This window comes from Microcoleus sp. S13C4, assembly GCF_036700865.1.
GTDB lineage: Bacteria > Cyanobacteriota > Cyanobacteriia > Cyanobacteriales > Microcoleaceae > Microcoleus.
Window position 1 is genome coordinate 219,255 of the sequence record NZ_JAUBPS010000001.1, and the last position, 19,581, is coordinate 238,835.

A 19,581-nucleotide genomic window follows, 5' to 3' on the forward strand; every position below is an offset into this window, starting at 1 on the left:
TATTTTGAATTATTGCAAAAAGCTGCGATTCTTTAACTGGTTTTCCGGCTCTGCTTGGAAACCGATATCTAGGCCGGCGAGCCGGAAAATTGGAGGCAGAGGCTCGGGATCTGCGTTACCAGGCAGAGCCTGGTAACGAGTAAGTAGATTCTTAGTCTGCGGAGGCGGACTTCGTTTGTGTAGATGCGATTTCAAGATCCGAATGTTCTAGGGGATAGCTAATAGCTACTTGGGCATTTCTGTCAGCCGGAAGAGTGGCTACGATCGCATTTGTAGTAGATTCGCTCCACTTGAGCAGCCAAGCAGGTTGAATTCCCAACACAAAAATGATGCCCGCCAAAACCAGCGCCGGCATATTTTCAGCAAACGTAACTGCAGGGTAGTAAGCCGTGGCATTGTCCAACTTCCCAAAACAGGTGCGGTTGAGCAGAATCACAAAGTAAACTGCTGTTAAACCGGAAGCTAGAATGCAGAGTAAAGTTGGAATTGGAAAGATCGAGAAACTGCCTTGAAACACTAAAAATTCGGCAACAAAACCCACCAAACCGGGAATTCCGGCGCTTGCCATGCCGCCCAAAACTAACAGGGAACTGGCAGTGGGTAAACCCCGCATCGGGTTCATCAAACCGTTGAGCACGTCCAAATCCCGCGTGCCAACTTTGGTTTCGATGATGCCTACCAAATAAAACAGCAAAGCTAAAATTAAGCCGTGGCTTACCATTTGCCCGACTGCACCGATTAAGGCGAGTTTCGTACCTGCAGCGCAGGCAACGAGGATGTAGCCCATATGCCCGATCGAACTATAGGCTACCATGCGCTTGATGTCTTTTTGGGCGATCGCGCTCAAAGCCCCGTACATCACGCTCACCGTCCCGATAATCGCTAAACCGGGAGCTATAATCGACCAAGTTTCGGGAAACATCTGCAACCCAAACCGCACTAAACCGTAAGTTCCCAACTTAGCCAGAATCCCTCCCAGCAAAATGGCTGTTGCTGGCGAAGCTTCGACGTAAGCATCCGGTAGCCAAGTATGCAGCGGCACCAAGGGAATTTTAATTCCCAACCCAATTAGCAGAATTGTTAGCAGGATTAACTGCGTTCTCAAGGGCAATTCTTGAGTGGTAATCGCACTGTAATCGAAGTTTAAAGAACCACTCAGCCAAGCGACACCCAAAAATGCTGCCAGCACTAAAAGTCCCGAAACTGCCGTGTAGATCAAAAACTTCATGGCAGCGTATTCTCGCTGCTTTCCGCCCCAAATAGCAATCAACAGGTAAAAAGGAATTAATTCTACTTCGTAAAACAGTACAAACAGCAGCAAATTTTGAGACATCAAAGCTCCGGCGATACCAGCATTGATTAGCAAAATCAAAGCGTAGTAAAGCTGGGGGCGCTCCATCTTTTCGCCAGTGCCGTAAATTACTAATAGCGTCAGCAAACCACTTAAAACCAGCAGCGGCAAGGACAACCCATCAATGCCCAAGTTGTAGCTCAAACCTAATTGCGGAATCCAAGGCAAATATTCTTGAAATTGCAGTCCCGAATTGGCGGGATCGAATTGAGTCAACAGCCAGATATTCAAAAGGAAAACAGCAGCCGCAAAAGCCGAGGCTATTGAACGCAGACGCATTCCCTTGATATTTCCGGGCAGGAACCCGACTACCGCAGCGCCCAACGCGGGCAACCAGAGCAAGGCACTAAGCATAATGTGTGAAGTGAAGAGTGAAGAGTGAACAATCAATTTTGCAGCCTCTTGTTTTTGATAATTTGAGAGTTTAGATGTTAAACTTTATTCCCAATTATCAATCCCAAATTTCATCACGACTCAGGAAGAATAGTGACTCGGCCCGTGTCTAAATCGTAATACCCACCAACAACTTTCAGTTTATTCTCCGCAATTAACTTCGAGATAACTGGAGAGGCTTTCAACTTCTTAGCTTGCAGAATAACATTCGCTTTGACGGCATTTTCTAGCTTGTCGCCCGCTTGGTCTTTCGAGCTTTCTACAGCAGGCCTAATTGCGTCGAGCAAACTGCCAATTTGACCGGGAACTTGAGCTCCTTTGAGGGTTGCGTCTACCGCACCGCACCTTTTATGCCCGACTACCACAAGCACTTTTGCTCCCAGTACCAGCGTGCCAAATTCCAGGCTGCCAGTTTCTTCGGGAGTAACAACATTTCCGGCCACGCGACAGACAAATAAATCTCCCAATCCTTGATCGAAGATAATTTCCGAAGGAAAGCGGGAATCTGCACAGCCCAGAATAGCAGCAAAGGGTTTTTGAGATTTGGCAACTTCGGTGAGGCGCCCAAAGTCTTGGTGGGGATTTTGGCGTTTGCTGTCAACAAACCGTTTGTTTCCGTCGATTAACTTTTGCAGAGCTGCATCGGGAGTCGAGTCATTTTGAGCAATTGCCGGTTCGGGTGCAGCCAAATCAGCGCCTGCTCCTGCTGCGAGTATCCCTGTACCAATCGCTCCTGCGACAAATTTGAGGGAATTGCGTCGGGAAAGATTGAATTGTCTGTGGTTTGACTTCATTTATGCTGCCTTGTTGTATCTAGTTTGAAATCTTTGTTCAAGACTTCATGTTTTTAAGATTTTAGATTAAAACTGTCACCTAAAATCTTAAAATTTATATCTCTTTACCCGCCTACAATCAGCGACAGGCGAGCTAGCAGCGGCCAGCTTATGAGCAGTCCCAAAACAGCTACTCCGAACAAAATTGTCAGGGCGTAAAACTGAGTTTGACCGTTAACGTTGTATTTGAGGCTTTGCCCGCTGAAAACCGTTGCAAAACCAACTAAATTTACGAATCCGTCAACAATATTGCGATCGACCCAGAAGATGATTTGCGAAACCAAACCAACTGCAAATATCACTGTCACCCGGTAAAGTTGGGCGGTGTAAAAGTCGTAAGCAAAAAAGTCTTGCAGGGCTTGAGAACCGATTCGCACCGGTTTTTCCCATTTCTCGTTCAGGTAAACAAATGCTCCGGCACCGATGCCGATCGCCGTTGACAAAACTAGCAGTCCACTTGCGGTATAATTCAAGCTTGCCCCAGGCAATAAATGCCACGCAGCCAGCAAGTGGGGAACGTGCAAAGTAAAGCCCATTAAAACAGTCATCGGCAAGATAAAAGGCCAGTGAACTTCCGGCGAGCGTTCGGTCATTTGCTTTGGTTTGCCGCCAAAAACTAAACCGAAGACGCGCACCAACCCAAAAGCAGTGACGCCGTTTACAAACAGCACTATTCCTAACAAGAAAGGGTGAGCTTCCCAAAGCCCGGATGTGAAGTCTTCTAAAGCCCAGAAGCAGCCGAAGGGCGGCAGTCCCACCAATCCAGCGCTACCGACAATAAACGATATGGCCGATATCGGCCGTTTTCCCCACAAACCGCCGAGAGCTCGGACATCCTGAGTGATGCTGTTCCAAACTACCGAACCTATGCTCATCACCAGCAAACCCATTGCCAAGGTGTAGGCAAATATCAATGTCAGGGCTGTTTGGGCTTGTCCGGTGCCGACGGCGATAAATACTAAGCCCATGTAAGCGCTGACTATATAAGAAAGCGTGCGCTTGATGTCGATTTGGGCGATCGCAATTAATGAAGCACCCACCGCTGTCGCAGCACCCACAGCAATAGTTGCCGTCATCCCAATCGGCGACAAAGCAATCACCGGCTGCAACTTAATCAATATCCAAGCACCAGTTTCGACAACTACGGTGTTCCGCAAAATCGTCGCCGGCAGCGGGCCTTCCATCGCCTCATCCAGCCACAGGTGCAAGGGAAACTGAGCACACTTACCCATCGGGCCGGCAATCAAAGCTAAAGTCAGCAGTGTCGCTACAGTGGGGTCAAGCTTTGCAGTCTGAGCCCAAACGGCCAATTCGTCAAAGTTCCAAGTTCCAGCCAAAGGCAGAATTGCGACTACTCCCATCAGCAGGAATAAGTCACCCACGCGCTTTGTTAAAAAAGCATCGCGGGCTCCTGTCACAACCAAAGACTGATTGAACCACAGCCCGACTAGCAGGTAAGTACCCAAAGTCAGAACTTCCAAAATCATGTAGCTGAAGAACAGGGAATTGCACAGTACCAAGCCGCACATCCCCGCTTCAAACAGCCCCATCAAGGAAAACAACCGAGCCCAGCCCCAGTCCATTTCCATGTAACCGAAAGCATAAATCTGCGCTAGCAAGTTCAGTCCGGTAATCAAAACTGTCGCGCCGACGGTGACAGCAGAGATTTCTACGGGAATGGTTAAGTCTAAACCTGCTACATTCAGCCAGGGAATTAACTGGTGTTGTGCCGGTTGGTTCCAGATAGCTGTGAGGGCGATGACGCCGTGTAGGAAAGCGAACAACGTTAATATGGCGTTCACATAACCGGATGGTCTTGGCCCGGTGCGACGGGTAACTGCCGGAAACCACAGTATCGACAGAACTCCGCCGATGAGTGGATAGCAAGGTATAAACCAAACCGTCTGGAGTAAGATTTGAGCCATTGGCATTACCTGTAAAGGTTACAAAAATTTAAAATTCTGAGAATAAATCCGATCGCGCTGACGACAGCACTCAAAAGCCACAAGGCAGAAGTAAAGAAAATTTTGGGGTTTGCCTCTGAGTTCCTTCCCGTCGTCAAACCGAGCGCATCAGAATCGACTTATTAATTTTATATTAAGTATTGCATTAAATTTTCATATTTCTGATTTAGCATATCTATATGCACCAATAAACTGCACTTATAGGTATTTAGAGGCGCCGATTGTAGACAAACGAATCTTTGTCGATTTCACATCTTGCGCCCTTTTGATGAACAGGCAAGATGCCTGTTCCACAAGAATTCAATTTTTGTGGGGAATAGGGGTTGGACCGGAGTGCCCGCCTGTGAAAGGCTTATGTTGTAAAATATTAAAACCGCTCAATGTCCCAAGCTGATTCGGGAAGTTTGGCTTGGCGCTGTCCGATCGCCCTTGCCCTAACATTCACTAGACCGATCGGCGTACTAAACAAATCTACCAGATCCGCTCGGCCCATCCTCTTCGAGGGCTTCGCTAACGCACTTTTGGCAGCCGCAACCGGGAATTCCTTTAACAGCCATCTAGCCAGCCGATAAAAATATTCTTGTGCTGTCAATTCTCGCATCAAATCGACACCATAGAGTTCGTGCAAATATTTATTAGATTCGCCGTACCGATACCATTGACTTTGCAACTGTTTTATTGTAGAACGGTGGCGGTGTAGGACGATCGCATTTTCGGCAAAATACATTTTATAGGATGTTTCCCGCAAAATTCGCCAACACAAGTCAGCATCGCCGCCACTGGTGAGGTAAGGGCGAAATAATCCTATTTGTTGTAAAACTAGCCTCCGTACAGCTAAGTTGGCTGTTTGACCGTAGGGACAAAAAGGGTGAGCGAGAGTATGTTTTTGAGATAAAGTATTTTGGCGATCGGCGTGTTGTTCTAAGATAGTTTTACCGGGCAATGCGAGTATTTCCCCAGCGCTAATTCCTATTTCTAAGTCCACAAATGGCTTAACTAAATTTTCCAGCCAGTCCGATTCCGGGCGACAGTCTGCATCGGTAAATGCAATGATTTCGCCTGTGGATGCGCGAATTCCTTGATTGCGGGCGGCGTAGGAACTTTGAATCTGATTTTCGGTGAGGTGGCGAATGATTATTTGATTGAAATTGCTTCCTCCCCTTACCAAGGGGGGGTCAGAGGCTGCTGTTTGGAGGAGGGTTGAAGTGCGATCGCGACTTTTGTTGTCTACTAAGAGATATTCTACTCTGTGTGGCGGATAAGTTTGCGATCGCAGGCACTCGATCAACTCCGGCAAATCCATCTCGCCGTTGTAAACAGGCACAACCACCGAAACCTCCGGTAAAAACGTTTTAGTCATTCACAAACAACCGTAAACGATAGCATAACTAATATTGAGTAAGATTAAACGAACCGCAAAGGCGCTAAGCAGGCTAAGGAAGATAAAGAAGCAAATGTAGTTCTTCCTTCCTCCTATAAGCCTCTTCGCGGTTCTTCAAATAATTAAAAAGCCTTACTAAGTTCCATTGCATTAACTGGGGATATAAATTGTCAAAATTATAACTTCCGAGCCTTAAACAGGCAAGATGCCTGTTCCACAATAACTTAATGCAGTTGTGGAACAGGCATCTTGCCTGTTTCTTTCCAATAGTAGAAAATATCTCTTACATTCCCTGTGCAATCCGTCACGCAATCCCTTCTCAACTGTTTCTAGTCAACATCAAAATCATTAACACTAACACCCCGTTTGTTAAATAAAAAATGCCCACAACCTGAGTTTCCAACCAGCCGCAAAGTTCTAGATGATGGTGCAGTGGAGCCATTCTTAACAGACGCTTGCCGATTCCATCAGGCCCTTTTGTAGCTTTGTAATAACCTACTTGAGCAATTACTGACAGCGTTTCAATAAAGAAAATCCCGCTGATAATTAATAATATCCAAAGGCTATTTGTTAATAGAGCTACCGCACCCAAAGCACCGCCTAAAGCTAAAGCACCTGTATCGCCCATAAACACCTTGGCTGGATTGCGGTTGTGTGCTAAGAAACCGAGACAACTGCCGCTGGTGCAGGCGCAAAACAGCATTAATTCTGGCGAAGTTGAGGCTACAGATGCGCCCAATCCCAAAAGTGCGATCGCCCCCAAACCTCCCATCAACCCATCAACGCCGTCAGTAATATTAGTAGCGTTGCTTTCAGCTACCAGCACAAAACCCGCCAGCGGCCAAAACAGAAAACCTAAAGGCAATACCCAACCGAAAGGCAAAGCAATGCTGGTAGAAATACCTGGTTCGCGGAACATCAACCACAGACAAAATAGAGCTGCAAAACCTGTTTGCAAAGCCAATTTCATCCGAGGTGAAATACCTTTATTCGACTTAAGGCGCAGAATTTGCCAGTCGTCTATCCAGCCGATGAAACCGTAAGCTAAAGTTAAAGCCGATACGGCAACAACATCTGAGTTAAATCTAGACCAAAGCAAAGCAACTGCGACTCCTGCAGGCACAAAAAAGATGCCTCCCATTGTCGGCGTTCCCGCCTTTTTTAAATGAGCTTGGGGGCCGTCTTCGCGAATTATTTGTCCTGCTTTTAGTTGCTGGAGTAAAGGCACAACTACACAGCCCACACCCGATGCAACTACAGCACAAACAGCTAGTGGCATAAATAGCGATGCAGGCGTATTTAAAAGTCTACCCGCTGCTACATCTAAACCGATCGCTACAATGCCGAGCCCCAAACCCAGCAGCAGGAATAAATTCCTGCCTGTAAGTTTGAAAGGCATACTCAAAGGGATTTTCTCATCCAAAAAGTTATCCATAACACTCCTCACCACACACTATTTGAGAATAAGCAATTGAAAATTGGGGAATAGGGTGGCATACAGGAGACTGAGAAATCTCTTAGTTTTTCTTCCCTGTTTCCGGTTGATTTCTTCACCCTTCTACCAGTTATTCTTCGCCTACACTCACATCATCTTCTACTTCTTCTTCTAAATCATCGTAAGGACTGTCGTCAACTGCCATCAGTTCCGAAATTTCTTCTTCGTGGAGATAGTCGGGTTCTTGGACATCCCTTGCTAACAGGCGATTGTTAGATTCCAACCAGTCTAAAAGAGAAGATTGCTGCTTTAATGGAATTACATCCGCAGGCAAGTGGCGAGGTATTTGACGCAGAGATGGGTTGTACATGATTCTCGGTTTTTAAAGACAAAGACGCGATCGAGTAGAGCGAATATTAGGCTGACTGACTTGCTGACTGAGTGACTGACGGATACTGTGATCAAGCACTTGCAAATCGGGGACTTAGCAAGGCTAAAGCATTATACCACAAGCTCCGTTTGGTTCCGGATGGGATAAGATGGGAGACCGAAAAGGCGATCGCCCCAATCATGGGCCTCAGAATAACACTAAAATCCGCTCTTGCCAATCCTTCTTTAGCCGTAAGCATAGTCATCCTAAACGATCGTCTATTAAGATATCGCGGGACACGCGACGATCCTATTCTGCAAGCTTCGCTAACGGCAAGGCGTTGATTCACAACGGTCTCCTGGTTTTTGCATCAAAGCCTGAACCCGAATGCCCTCTGGCTTCTTCAGTCAACTCTCAAGCAATAAATCTCAGAATGGATATAACGGCAGCGATTTTATACAACAAAGAGGGTTACCACACCGGAGGGCAAAAACTTCTGGGGCGTCATTCAGCCGGAGAAGGGTTTCTCAAAAGCTTAGTCCAACACGGAACCGCTGACTCTCTCTACTGTTGCGCCGATAGCGAAACAACCTTTAAGGAGTTTTGTTCGCACATCCAACCTTGGCTGCAAAAACCTCGGAAAGTCCGCTGGATTCCGATGGAACGACCGGATTTGCTATCTCAACCGGGCACAATTTACCGACCCGATCCGGTTCTGTCGCAGATGGTTTGGGCGCGCAGATTTGTCGATCAGCGGGCCTACAGCGTTTGCGGCGTTACTCACACGATCGGTACAAAATACATCATGGAGGCGATCGGCGATTTGATCACCGCACCCATGCAGCCTTGGGACGCCCTGATCTGCACCTCTGCAGCCGTGAAAACAGCAGTAGAAGGAGTTATGAGGGAGTGGTCTGAATATTTAGCCCAGCGGAACGGCGGTAAACCGGAAATTTTGGTCAAATTCCCCGTTATTCCCCTAGGAGTGGATTGCAGCGCGTTTCCGCAGGGTGTGGAAGCAGTTAATAGTCGTCGCCAACTGCGGCAAGAACTCGGCATTTCTCCCGAAGATATTGTTGTGTTATTTGTCGGTCGATTGACTTTTTCTGCAAAAGCTCATCCGGTACCCATGTACCTCGCCCTAGAACGGGCATCACAACAGACAAAAGCCAAAATCCACTTAATTCAAGCCGGTTGGATCGAAGATCCGAGAGAAGAACCCGACTTTAAAAATAGCGCACAAATATTTTGTCCCTCGGTAAATGCTATTTTTTTAGATGGGAGAAAGCCCGAAATTAGAAGAAATATTTGGTCGGCGGCCGACATTTTCATTTCACTTTCCGACAACATTCAAGAATCCTTCGGACTGACACCAATAGAAGCCATGGCGAACGGACTGCCGGCCATAGTCTCCGATTGGAACGGATACAAAGAATCTGTACGCCACGAAATAGACGGCTTCCGCATTCCCACACTCATCCCGCCGCCGGAATCTTGTTTAGATTTAGCCCTAAATTATCTTGACGGCAGCTTAAATTGGCCGACTTACATGGGTCACACTTCCCTCGCCACAGCAGTTGACATTGATGCTTGCACCCGGGCGTTGTGCCAATTAATTGAAAACCCCGAGTTGAGAAAGCGGATGGGGGAAAATGCGAGACAAAGGGCGAGGGAAACTTATGATTGGAAAGTAGTGATTGCTGCTTACGAACACTTGTGGCAGGAATTAGCAGAAATTCGCCTTGCCGCACCGGAGTCAGCAGCTTTAAAACCTGGGAAGCCACCTTATCCCCTAGGCGACGATCCGTTTCGGGTATTGGGTAATTATGCGACTAGAAGTTTAAGCAATGAGATGATGCTGAGTCTGGGTGCGATCGCCACAACAGAACTTTTAAAGCAGGTACAGACAATTAGGTTTACCAGTTTTGGTGACGATAGGAGAAGATCTGTTAGCATTCAGATGGAAATATTGGATACAATTAAGCAGGAAGGTGCGATCAGCGTGGGGGAAGTTATCCGACGCTACGTTAAAAACGAGCAAGAATTAGCCTACCTGTATCGGACTCTGCTTTATTGGGTGAAATTTGATATCTTAGTAATTAGGGATTAATCATTACTTATTGGTGATTGGTTATTACAAATAACAACTTCCCTCTTCCTTCTTCCATCTTCGTTATTCCTTATTAAAAAATATGCTGAGAAAATCTGCACTTTTAGAGATAATTGCTGGTAAGAATCGAGGTTTGCTGGCTACGGCTAGCGACAAACAAGCGATTTTAAGTGCGATCGCCCAATTGGAAGATTACAACCCCACAACACGCCCTGTCGAAGCTGGAGAGCTTTTAAATGGAGATTGGCGGTTATTGTACACCACCAGCAGCGCCCTGCTGAATCTTGACGGTTTTCCCTTGGTGAAATTGGGTTCAATTTATCAATCTATCCGCGTCAAAGAATCTAAAATTTACAACATTGCCGAACTTTACGGCTTGCCTTACTTAGAAGGAATTGTCAGCGTGGCTGCGACATTTGAGGCGACTTCGGAACGGCGGGTGCAGGTGAAGTTTGAGCGGTCAATTTTCGGTTTAAGCAGGTTGATTGGCTATGAATCTCCAGTCAAGTTTATCAATGAAATTGAGTCGGGTAAAAAGTTCGCTGCTGTAGATTTCGGGTTCGATAGTCGCGAACAGCAGGGATGGTTGGATATTACTTATTTAGATAAGGATTTGCGGATCGGGCGCGGGAATGAAGGAAGTGTCTTTGTGTTGACAAAAGAGTAATTTTGTACTGTTGATGTGCAGGGCGATCGCCCCTTAACTCATTGTCAATTTATCTTTCTTTTATCCGCGTTTATCCGCGTTCATCTGGGTTTACAAATTCAAAATATATCACTTTTACCAACAATTTAACACTTACTAAAACCCTCAAATCCATAGCCGATAGAAGCTTCAGATACGATAAGCGTTAAAACTTAACGTTAAAAGCAGTTAGCAGAGTTACACTACAAAAACCTCAAGACAAATCCATGAGCATTCGCAGTTGGGAAAGAAAAGGGCGATCGCATATTCCTCCAAAAACGTGATCGCCCTAATTTATCTGCGTTTATTTCTGTCCATCTGCCGACATCTGCGGTTAAAAAAGATCTATACCCCTTATAATCCTAAAAAATATAAAATCTAAAATCCTAAAAAAATGCTCCGCCTCTCCCAAACCCAACTCAAAATCCTCGAAGAATGCCCCCGAAAATTCCAACACAGCTACCTAGAACTCCTCGCCACCACCGCCTCCCCAGAACACAAAGAAAAACTCACATGGGGAAGCCACTTTCACCTATTAATGCAGCAGCGAGAACTCGGACTTCCCATTGAATTTATCATCCAACAAGACCCCGAACTGGGACGCTGTGTGGCAGCATTTATCAACACCGCACCCGAACTTTTCGCCAATTCAGAAAATAGCGATCGAGTTTTCCGCCAAGCCGAACACCCCCGCACCCTAATTTTCCAAGACTACCTATTCACCGTTATCTATGACTTACTAATAGCAGAACCAAACGCCGCTCAAATTCTCGACTGGAAAACCTATCCCCGCCCTCAAAAATCAAAATGGATAGCCGAAAGTTGGCAAACTCGCCTCTATTTATATGTTTTAGTAGAAACCAGCGACTATTCCCCCGAACAAGTTTCCATGACATACTGGTTTGTACAATTGCAAGGAGAAGAACCGCCGCAAAAACTCACGTTTTATTACAACCAAACAGAACACGATCGCACAAAACAAAATTTAACCCACCTATTGCACCAGCTAACCGACTGGCGACAGCGTTATACCGAAGGCGGCGAATTTTTGCCTCAAGTAGAAATTAGTTCCAATCTTTGCGATTCCTGTCAATTTGCCACTCGCTGCAACCGCACACAAGACACAAAAACTCCATCACCAGATCTTCTAGCAGAAACTCCGATAGATTGGCTACCAAATCTTGCTATAATCGACGAAATATATATTTAACAGGACTACTGCAAAGTGTCACACACGCGATCGACTTGTAGAGTGCGTCAGAGTTGCGTTATCACTCAATAATTAAGGGTTTGATCCGGACGCACCTTACCATATATGCCACTCGCGTCAGTCCTATTTAACATACAAATAAGCCCCCGGAGCGATCGGTGGTCACAATCTAAAATCTAAAATCGAATGGCAGAAACTCCTCAAAACTGGCAAAATCAACCCTTACCCCAACCCCCAGCTTGGCTAATCCAAGCTGTCAGAAACCATACACCAGAACTCCCCGGAAACTATGCCGCCGCACTTCTGTGGTATAGAGGAATTCAAAACCCCGAACAAATACCCGGTTTCTTAAATCCCAAACTTTACCAACCAGCAAGTCCCTTTGAATTCGGGCTAGAAATGAACTGGGCAATCGAAAGAATCCAGCAAGCACGAAACAGCGCAGAAAAAGTCGCAATTTGGGGAGACTTCGACGCCGACGGCATTACCTCAACCTCGGTACTTTGGGACGGACTGGGAGAATTTTTTGCTCAAAATGACCAACTAATTTATTACATTCCCAACCGCTTAACCGAATCTCACGGTCTCAATATCCCGGGAATAGACGCATTAGCCCAATCGGGAATTAGCTTAATTATTACCTGCGATACAGGCAGTACAAACATCGCCGAAATCGAATATGCGACTAGCTTAAACATCGATACAATTATTACTGACCATCATACATTACCAGACGATCGCCCGCCAGCTACAGCCATTATCAATCCCCGCTACTTTCCCCCAAACCACCAACTATTTAACCTTTCAGGAGTTGGAGTAGCTTACAAATTAGTTGAAGCATTATATCACACATTACCGGATATTCCGCAGCGACCGATCGCAGATTTATTAGAATTAGTAGCGATCGGCTTAATTGCCGATTTAGTCCAACTTACAGGAGATAGCCGCTACCTAGCACAACTCGGCATCGAACAACTGCAAAAACAAATCGCAAATCCCACCCGCCCAGGAGTTGCAAAATTGCTCGAACTGTGCAAAAGATCGGGCGATCGCCCAACCGACATTTCCTTCGGGCTCGGCCCCCGAATCAACGCCGTCAGCCGCATTCAAGGCGACGCCAGCTTCTGCGTAGAACTCCTCACCAGCCGCGACAAAAAACGCTGCGAAGAACTAGCAAATTTAACGGAAATTGCCAACTCCCGGCGCAAATCTTTACAAAAAGATGTTGCTAAAGATGCCGCCAACAAATTAGCCAAACTCGACCTTTCAACTACTAGCGTCATCGTCCTCAGCGACCCCCAATGGCCGGTAGGAGTATTAGGATTAGTAGCGGGACAAATCGCCCAAGAATACGGTCGCCCCGTGATTTTATTCAGCACAGAAGGAACCGAAGAAATTAATGAAAATTCCCCGGAAACGCAATTTACCTCCTTCTTAGATGCCGAATCACAAACACTTTTCCCATCCAAAATTGCCAGGGGTTCGGCGCGTTCGGCTAATCAAATCGACCTTTACCAATTAGTCAAAGGGCAAGCGCATTTATTGCACAGATTTGGTGGTCATCCCTTCGCAGCCGGATTGAGTCTCCCTGTGGAAAATATCCCCCTATTTACCGATGCGGTAAATCAGCAACTGCGACAACAATACAGCACCGATAGTTTAACAGCCGCCCCTGTTCAAGCCGACCTAAAAATTACTGTCTCCGAATTAGGCAAAGACTTATTTCAAGAACTAAAATTGCTCGAACCGTGCGGTATGGGCAACCCCGCACCCAAATTGTTGATTGAAAACTGCTGGTTTGACAATCTCTGGAATCAAAAAATTAAGGATTTGAAAGGGCAAAAAATAGAATATATTAAAACAGAATTTACAATTAGGGATGAATCTAGCGATACGGGATTTCCCGGCATTTGGTGGGGACACAATCAAAACGAAGTTCCCCAAGGCCGCTGCGATGTCACCGTTGAACTCGATTTTAATACTTACAAATCGCGGTATGAAGTGCGCCTCGTAGCAGTGCAAGAACGCACGGAAGACAACCAAATTAATGCGCCCACTCAAATAGATTGGATCGTAGACTGGCGCAATAGAAATAATGATGAAGAGTTGTTAGCAGCCAGCACAAGTTTAGAATCTCAAATGCCGAGCGACAATCTAGTTTACAATTCCCAAAAGGTCGATCGCGAAAACTCGATCATCCTCAAAGAATGCCCCGCAAGCTGGGACGAACTGCGGATCTGGTTTCGGCAAGCACAGCACACTCAGAAAAAACTCGCGATCGCCTATACTTTACCCCCACCCGTAGCCCCACAGCAAATCTGCCAACAGCTAATCGGCATCGCCAAATACCTCAGCCGCACAAAAAAAACCGTCACCAGACAACAACTTCGCCAAAAACTCGGCATCAGCGACACATCCCTGCAACTCGGGTTCAAAACCCTAACATATCTCGGTTTCCAAATCCATTATCGCGATCGAGCTTTCCACATCACGAGACAACCCGAAACCGCACAGCAGGAAGACGCGCCCGCTCAAATCCCCCAACCGTTATTAGATAGCCAATCCATCCAATCCTCCGTGCCAAATTCCCCTATCGCCGCCCGTTTTGCAGCGCAATTCCTAGCAGCAGTCTCCGAAGAACAATTCCGGCGGAAATATTTCTGTGAAGTACCCCTCTCAACAATTCAATCGATCGCCCGAGAGACCGTTTTCCAAGAAGATTCTACAGAAAATCCCTTCTAACTGATATCTAGCACCATTGTTAAGCATAGGCAGGATGCCCGTTCCACTGATGAGATAACTTTTCTTGTCGGGCCCGCACTCGCTGCCGCCGGTGGGGCAGGCTTTTTGGCCTGTGAAGCGAGAGAGATTTTTGTGCATCTGGCTTAAGAGGCCTATTCCTGACACAGATGCAACATCTCAGTTCTAAGAAATATCTTAGTTCTGAATTCATCCCGATAAAATAAGGCATAGGCCAATGAAAGTTATCCGTTGCGAGTCAGGCCCAAAACTCATAACTGCTAACTCACAGCCCAAAACCCAAAACTCCCCACCGCCAAACTTGATCGCCCATCTCCAATTTAAAACCCCTATGCTTCTCTGTCCCCGCTGCCAATTTGAAAATCCCAATCCAAACAAGTTTTGTCAACAGTGCGGAAATTCCCTAATTTACAAACCTTGCCACGAATGCGGTGCCCAAGTCGCTTTTAGCGCCAAAGAATGTCAGAATTGCGGCGTCGCAACAGGTCAAGTGTGGCGGGCCATTATCTGCGGTCGATCGAATTTTCCAGCAGTCGAGCCAGATGAGTCAACCCTACCCCCAGCCGAGTTTCCCCAAACACCAGAGAGGGCTTCAGAAATCGCATCGCCCCAAAACTCTCCTGAACCCATCACAGACGCCATTAAAACAGAAATAACCACCCCAGCCGAACCCCCAACAGCAGTCGAACCAACTTCTCCACAGCCAAGCGACGGCGAATTCAGCAGCACAGAAATTGACCCTGTGGTAGCCGTGGGGGCGATCGCACCAGCATCCTTTCAAACAACCGAAAAAAGCTCTACTACAGCACCAGAGCGCCAAATAACCGCATCTGAGCCGAATTTTACAACCGCACCACAGCCTAAACAAATCCAGGAAGCAACAGAGAACTTCCAGAGCCCAAACATAGCTGACATCTCCCCCCCATCTCCAGAATTCCCCGTCCCCAATTCAGAATATTTAATCCCTTCCCAGCAAGCAGGAGCTTATTTAGACACTCAGCAGCGCTACCAACTCCTAGAAACCGTGCCGCCGAGAAAACGCTCCGACACAGTAGAAGTAACAGTATTGGACTGTCAGCCGCTGGAAATGTCACCCCTCAAAGCCATGCTAGCAGCCAACTCTGCCAGCGTCGCCAGACGAACCTCCCCCTACACCGCAGTAATCAAAGGCGGAGAAAATTCAACCAATTCCGCTTTAGCAGAGCTTTGCCAAGGCATAGCTGAACCTTATCTGGCACTGCGGTGGCAATTCTCTCAAAACCTGCCAGTCATTCACGATAGCTGGTCAGACAACGAACAGGCAGTGCTGCTGCTAGAAGACTGCTCTCAATGGCCACTGCTGGTAGAACGCTGGAGTCAACCCGAAACTTCCACCCAGCAAATTTTATACTGGCTGCACGAAATGACAGAACTGTGGGCTGCCCTAGAACCCTGGCGCTGTCGGCAAAGCTTGTTGGAACTGACAAATTTGCGAGTCAACCCCGACTCTTCCTTTTCCTTAGCTTCTTTGCGGCTGCAATACCTCTATCCCGAACCCGCCGGCTCAAACCTGCAACTGGTAGATTTGGGGCAATTGTGGCAGGTGATATTTAGCCAGTCCGATCATCGCACTCAGTTTGGCGCCTTGCTCGAACTGCTGCAACAAATGTACAGAGGCGAGATTAACACAATCGAAGAATTGCGATCGCGCCTAGAAACAGTTCCCCTCGAACTCCAAACCGCACCTTCACCAAGCTCAACCCCGACGCGCAGGCATTACCGCAGCCCCGACGAGTCCCCCCCCGAGGTTGGCGAAGTCTTAACCCAGCCCATGCCACTCCAGATTTACAGCTTAGAAGACGCAGGCCTCACCGATGTTGGCCGCACGCGCGACCACAACGAAGACTTCTTCAGCATCTGGACTCAGCTCAACAAACTCGAAAGCTCCTTCGGTCGCATCTTTCAAACCAAAGGGCTTTACATTCTCTGCGACGGCATGGGCGGACACGACAGCGGAGAAGTAGCCAGTCAACTAGCGGCTGAAACCCTCAGAGAATTCTTTCAAACCAGTTGGGAAAATCAACTACCTCCAGCAGAAACCATCCGCGAGGGAGTCCTGCTAGCCAACAAAGCCATCTTTGAAATCAATCAAAAGGACGGACGCTCCGGCAGCGCCCGCATGGGTACAACTCTAGTTGCAGTCTTAGTTCAAGACACCCAATTCGCCGTTGCCCACGTCGGCGACAGCCGCCTCTACCGACTGAGAAAGGGACAAACCCTAGAAAAAATTACCTCAGACCACGAAGTAGGGCAGCGCGAAATTAAGCGCGGGGTTGACCCTGAAACTGCTTATGCCCGTCCTGACGCCTATCAACTAACTCAAGCCCTCGGCCCGCGAGACAGTAATTTTCTCAAGCCTGACGTGCAGTTTTTAGACTTGTCCGAAGATACCTTATTAATTTTGGCTTCCGACGGCCTGACAGATAATGATTTGTTGGAAACTCACTGGCAGAACACTCTCGAACCCCTTTTCAATCCCCAAGCTGATCTCGACCAGGGAGTTGCCCAGTTGATTGAACTGGGTAACAAACGCAACGGTCACGACAATATCACGGCAATTATCATTCGGGCGCAGGTAGGCGCATTTCGATTTTAGAATTTGGATGCTGCCAACTTTTTCCAAGGTAGCGTCTTTCCCCCGTGACTGCCTGGGTTAAACCTGCAATTGTTGCAGAGAAAAAAAACAGCTTCTGCCGTTTCTGGGCAAGGCTTTACTGCTCGCTCTGTTTTTAGGTATCCGGTGTTAAAACAGCTTCGGTTTGAGTGTTAAAAAACTGATTACAGACCCATACGATTGCAGAAAAGCTTTGGAGGACAAACCATTTATCCGTAGCTTTAATTTTGAGACTCGGTTCAGGGAATCTCCTGAAAAAAGTAGCTTGATAGTAAGTGGATTGATCATATTTGAAAGAGCTTTCACTTACAAAAAGAGTTAGTCTAATGAAAAAAAATCAACTAAAATGAAGTGAGGCAGCAGGTGGGCTGATGCGAAATCTGTTTTATACCCGATCGCTATCGGGGCAATGTGGTATAGGCGGGAATAGCCCGCCCTACATGATGTCGGACGTAAATCACAACCTCCTGCAACATCAAATTTACGTAAAAGTTTAGCGATAGTTTACCTAGTTTTTGTATTTTCAAGTGTTAAATCGATCTACTGTGTTTTCATGAGCGATCGACCCCTCTGAATTTTGACGGATAATTGTTTCCCAAAAACTATTTATAACTTAATTGTTTATGGAATCTTTAATCACAATCAGGATATTATAAAGTTTTAGTGAAACTCACCTGTGAAGCTCATAATTAATTTTTAATTTCTAATTTTTCAAAGCCCTACGCCCCTAATCTGTAAATTCCCGCCAACTCTCACTGCCACATCAGGGAGTTCAACCACATCAATCAAAAATGCTGCTGACTCTTTTAGATCCAGACAAACAGACCCCCCTGCAACAGTGGAGTTTCGAGAGCGAATCCATTATTCGCATCGGCCGCTCTCCTGAAAATCACGTTGTGATCCCCAATGCTCTAGTGTCGAGGCAGCATCTGGAATTGCAAAGAGTTAATAGCGGCACGTTGAGTCAGTGGTATTTAGTCAATTCCGGGACAAATGGGACTTTGGTTAACGGTATTCTGATGTCTCAGGGTTGGATATCCGACGGTGCCCTGATCCAGTTGGCGCGGGGCGGCCCAATTCTGCATTTCCAAGTGGTTACTATTGAACTAGGTGGCAAGATTGAGGCGAACTCCACCGTCAATCTCGTGGCACCGAGGTGTACCCACGCGGGAAACCCGCCGGGGAATTTATTCTGCATCCACTGCGGCGAACCGATTAAAGTCGATCGCACGGTGCGCCACTACCAAGTGCTGCGAACTTTGGGCCAAGGCGGTATGGGGACAACGACTTTAGCCTGGGATCGAGATAAAGCGAAAGCTCAACAACCCGGAAGTTCGCCCGCCGCTTCTCTGGTAGTCCTCAAGGAAATGAATGCTGATATGGCTCAAATAGTCAAAGCTCAAGAACTGTTTGAACGTGAAGCTAAAACTCTCAAGGCCCTCCACCATCCGGGAATTCCTCAGTTTTTTGACTTCTTTGTGGAAGGGGGCAAAAAATACTTGGTGATGGAAATGCTCCACGGCGAGGATTTAGAAAAACGCATCTACAACCGCGGGCCTGTTGCTCCCCAACAAGCAATAGAGTGGATGATCCAAACCTGTGAAGTTTTGGACTACATTCACTCTCAAAAACCCCCGATCGTCCACCGGGATATTAAACCTGCTAATTTGCTGGTGCGCCACCGCGACAATTGCATTACAGTGCTGGATTTTGGAGCCGTTAAAGAAATCGGCACTCCTCCAGGGACTCGCATCGGCGTTGAAGGTTACACCGCACCAGAACAAGACCGGGGACAGCCTCTCCCTCAGTCGGATTTATATGCTATTGGGCCTACTTTGATTTTTTTGCTGACGGCCCAAAGCCCTCAAAACTTTTACGGGAAAATAGCTGGAGGTTACGGGTTTAAGCTCGACAATATTCCCACGATCGCCCCCAAGCTGCGGGAGACCATTTTGCGAACCACGGCCGCTAAGCCTGGGGATCGCTTTCAAACTGCTCAACAATTAGCTCGAGCTTTAGCAGCTTCGGTTTAACAAAAGTCAAAACTCAAAAGCCAAAAGCCAAAAGTCACAAGTTATTAGGAAGAGCGCAAAGGGAAGAGGGAAGAGGGAAGAAGCTAGCAACGGAAATTTATGAAAGAAAATTTACCCGATCGCCTCGAAATTTCTCTCCGACACCCCAGTCCTTCGTCTCCTCTGTTATTCTTCGTCCCAAGCTTCTACAGCTATCAACTCGCTCACGGGGTCTTGCATAGAAAAATCAAACTCTAACAATTGCTGTTTCCAATACGGCCATTCGTCGCCGTAAAGTAGAGCAATTTTCCAAATACTGTCTGTCGGCTTGATAATGTCAGACGTGACGAGAGAATGCACCTGACGCTGGAACTTAACCATCGGCTGTATAACCTGCTGGCTCATAATACCTCTTGAATTGTTT

At 47.0% G+C, this 19,581-nt stretch carries 13 protein-coding genes; 6 read left to right on the forward strand and 7 right to left on the reverse strand.

The features are described from left to right. Positions 1–151 precede the first annotated feature (151 nt). From QT996_RS00960 to QT996_RS00985, 6 genes are all read right to left on the reverse strand, one after another. The gene (locus QT996_RS00960; protein ID WP_333044025.1) at positions 152–1,705 is read right to left on the reverse strand and encodes an NADH-quinone oxidoreductase subunit M; all 1,554 of its coding nucleotides are present in this window, start codon (positions 1,703–1,705) and stop codon (positions 152–154) included. Between the two features lie 113 nt (positions 1,706–1,818). After that, positions 1,819–2,538 carry a carbonic anhydrase gene (locus QT996_RS00965; protein ID WP_333044026.1) on the reverse strand — a complete coding sequence of 240 codons (720 nt, stop codon included), beginning with the start codon at positions 2,536–2,538 and terminating at the stop codon, positions 1,819–1,821. A 104-nt stretch (positions 2,539–2,642) separates the two neighbouring features. Then, entirely contained in the window at positions 2,643–4,502 is a 1,860-nt protein-coding gene (locus QT996_RS00970; protein ID WP_333044027.1) for an NAD(P)H-quinone oxidoreductase subunit F, read from the reverse strand. Positions 4,503–4,908: 406 nt separating this feature from the next. After that, entirely contained in the window at positions 4,909–5,901 is a 993-nt protein-coding gene (locus tag QT996_RS00975; RefSeq protein ID WP_333044028.1) for a glycosyltransferase, read from the reverse strand. Between the two features lie 340 nt (positions 5,902–6,241). Continuing rightward, positions 6,242–7,357, reverse strand: a complete 1,116-nt coding sequence (gene mraY / locus QT996_RS00980) for a phospho-N-acetylmuramoyl-pentapeptide-transferase (protein ID WP_333044029.1) — start codon at positions 7,355–7,357, stop codon at positions 6,242–6,244. 130 nt (positions 7,358–7,487) lie between these two features. Next, positions 7,488–7,727, reverse strand: a complete 240-nt coding sequence (locus QT996_RS00985) for a DUF3134 domain-containing protein (RefSeq protein WP_333044030.1) — start codon at positions 7,725–7,727, stop codon at positions 7,488–7,490. Between the two features lie 433 nt (positions 7,728–8,160). On the opposite strand from QT996_RS00985, the gene QT996_RS00990 reads away from it, so the two are divergent. The 6 genes from QT996_RS00990 (at position 8,161) to QT996_RS01015 (ending at position 19,178) form a co-directional block, all read left to right on the forward strand. Beyond that, the gene (locus QT996_RS00990) at positions 8,161–9,837 is read left to right on the forward strand and encodes a glycosyltransferase family 4 protein (protein ID WP_333044031.1); all 1,677 of its coding nucleotides are present in this window, start codon (positions 8,161–8,163) and stop codon (positions 9,835–9,837) included. 82 nt (positions 9,838–9,919) lie between these two features. Next, positions 9,920–10,504, forward strand: a complete 585-nt coding sequence (locus QT996_RS00995; RefSeq protein WP_333044032.1) for a PAP/fibrillin family protein — start codon at positions 9,920–9,922, stop codon at positions 10,502–10,504. Positions 10,505–10,916: 412 nt separating this feature from the next. Next, positions 10,917–11,732, forward strand: coding sequence for a PD-(D/E)XK nuclease family protein (locus QT996_RS01000; RefSeq protein ID WP_333044033.1), 816 nt, complete (start codon positions 10,917–10,919; stop codon positions 11,730–11,732). A 186-nt stretch (positions 11,733–11,918) separates the two neighbouring features. Further along, positions 11,919–14,474, forward strand: coding sequence for a DHH family phosphoesterase (locus QT996_RS01005; RefSeq protein WP_333044034.1), 2,556 nt, complete (start codon positions 11,919–11,921; stop codon positions 14,472–14,474). A 349-nt stretch (positions 14,475–14,823) separates the two neighbouring features. After that, a complete protein-coding gene (locus tag QT996_RS01010) occupies positions 14,824–17,127 on the forward strand; it encodes a serine/threonine phosphatase (protein WP_333044035.1) in 2,304 nt (767 codons plus the stop codon). An 809-nt stretch (positions 17,128–17,936) separates the two neighbouring features. Further along, on the forward strand, positions 17,937–19,178 hold the full coding sequence (locus tag QT996_RS01015; protein WP_333044036.1) for a protein kinase domain-containing protein: 1,242 nt from the start codon (positions 17,937–17,939) through the stop codon (positions 19,176–19,178). A gap of 165 nt (positions 19,179–19,343) precedes the next feature. Here the strand turns inward: QT996_RS01015 and QT996_RS01020 are convergent, their stop codons facing one another. Beyond that, positions 19,344–19,562 (reverse strand): DUF4327 family protein, encoded by a 219-nt coding sequence (locus tag QT996_RS01020; protein WP_006631282.1) that lies wholly within the window; start codon positions 19,560–19,562, stop codon positions 19,344–19,346. Between the last annotated feature and the right edge of the window lie 19 nt (positions 19,563–19,581).

Excerpts from the sequence above, each read along its gene's own strand:
- QT996_RS00960 (WP_333044025.1), bottom strand. The coding sequence starts at position 1,705 with ATGCTTAGTGCCTTGCTCTGGTTGCCCGCGTTGGGCGCTGCGGTAGTC.
- QT996_RS00965 (WP_333044026.1), bottom strand. The coding sequence starts at position 2,538 with ATGAAGTCAAACCACAGACAATTCAATCTTTCCCGACGCAATTCCCTC.
- QT996_RS00970 (WP_333044027.1), bottom strand. The coding sequence starts at position 4,502 with ATGGCTCAAATCTTACTCCAGACGGTTTGGTTTATACCTTGCTATCCA.
- QT996_RS00975 (WP_333044028.1), bottom strand. The coding sequence starts at position 5,901 with ATGACTAAAACGTTTTTACCGGAGGTTTCGGTGGTTGTGCCTGTTTAC.
- mraY (WP_333044029.1), bottom strand. The coding sequence starts at position 7,357 with ATGGATAACTTTTTGGATGAGAAAATCCCTTTGAGTATGCCTTTCAAA.
- QT996_RS00985 (WP_333044030.1), bottom strand. The coding sequence starts at position 7,727 with ATGTACAACCCATCTCTGCGTCAAATACCTCGCCACTTGCCTGCGGAT.
- QT996_RS00990 (WP_333044031.1), top strand. The coding sequence starts at position 8,161 with ATGGATATAACGGCAGCGATTTTATACAACAAAGAGGGTTACCACACC.
- QT996_RS00995 (WP_333044032.1), top strand. The coding sequence starts at position 9,920 with ATGCTGAGAAAATCTGCACTTTTAGAGATAATTGCTGGTAAGAATCGA.
- QT996_RS01000 (WP_333044033.1), top strand. The coding sequence starts at position 10,917 with ATGCTCCGCCTCTCCCAAACCCAACTCAAAATCCTCGAAGAATGCCCC.
- QT996_RS01005 (WP_333044034.1), top strand. The coding sequence starts at position 11,919 with ATGGCAGAAACTCCTCAAAACTGGCAAAATCAACCCTTACCCCAACCC.
- QT996_RS01010 (WP_333044035.1), top strand. The coding sequence starts at position 14,824 with ATGCTTCTCTGTCCCCGCTGCCAATTTGAAAATCCCAATCCAAACAAG.
- QT996_RS01015 (WP_333044036.1), top strand. The coding sequence starts at position 17,937 with ATGCTGCTGACTCTTTTAGATCCAGACAAACAGACCCCCCTGCAACAG.
- QT996_RS01020 (WP_006631282.1), bottom strand. The coding sequence starts at position 19,562 with ATGAGCCAGCAGGTTATACAGCCGATGGTTAAGTTCCAGCGTCAGGTG.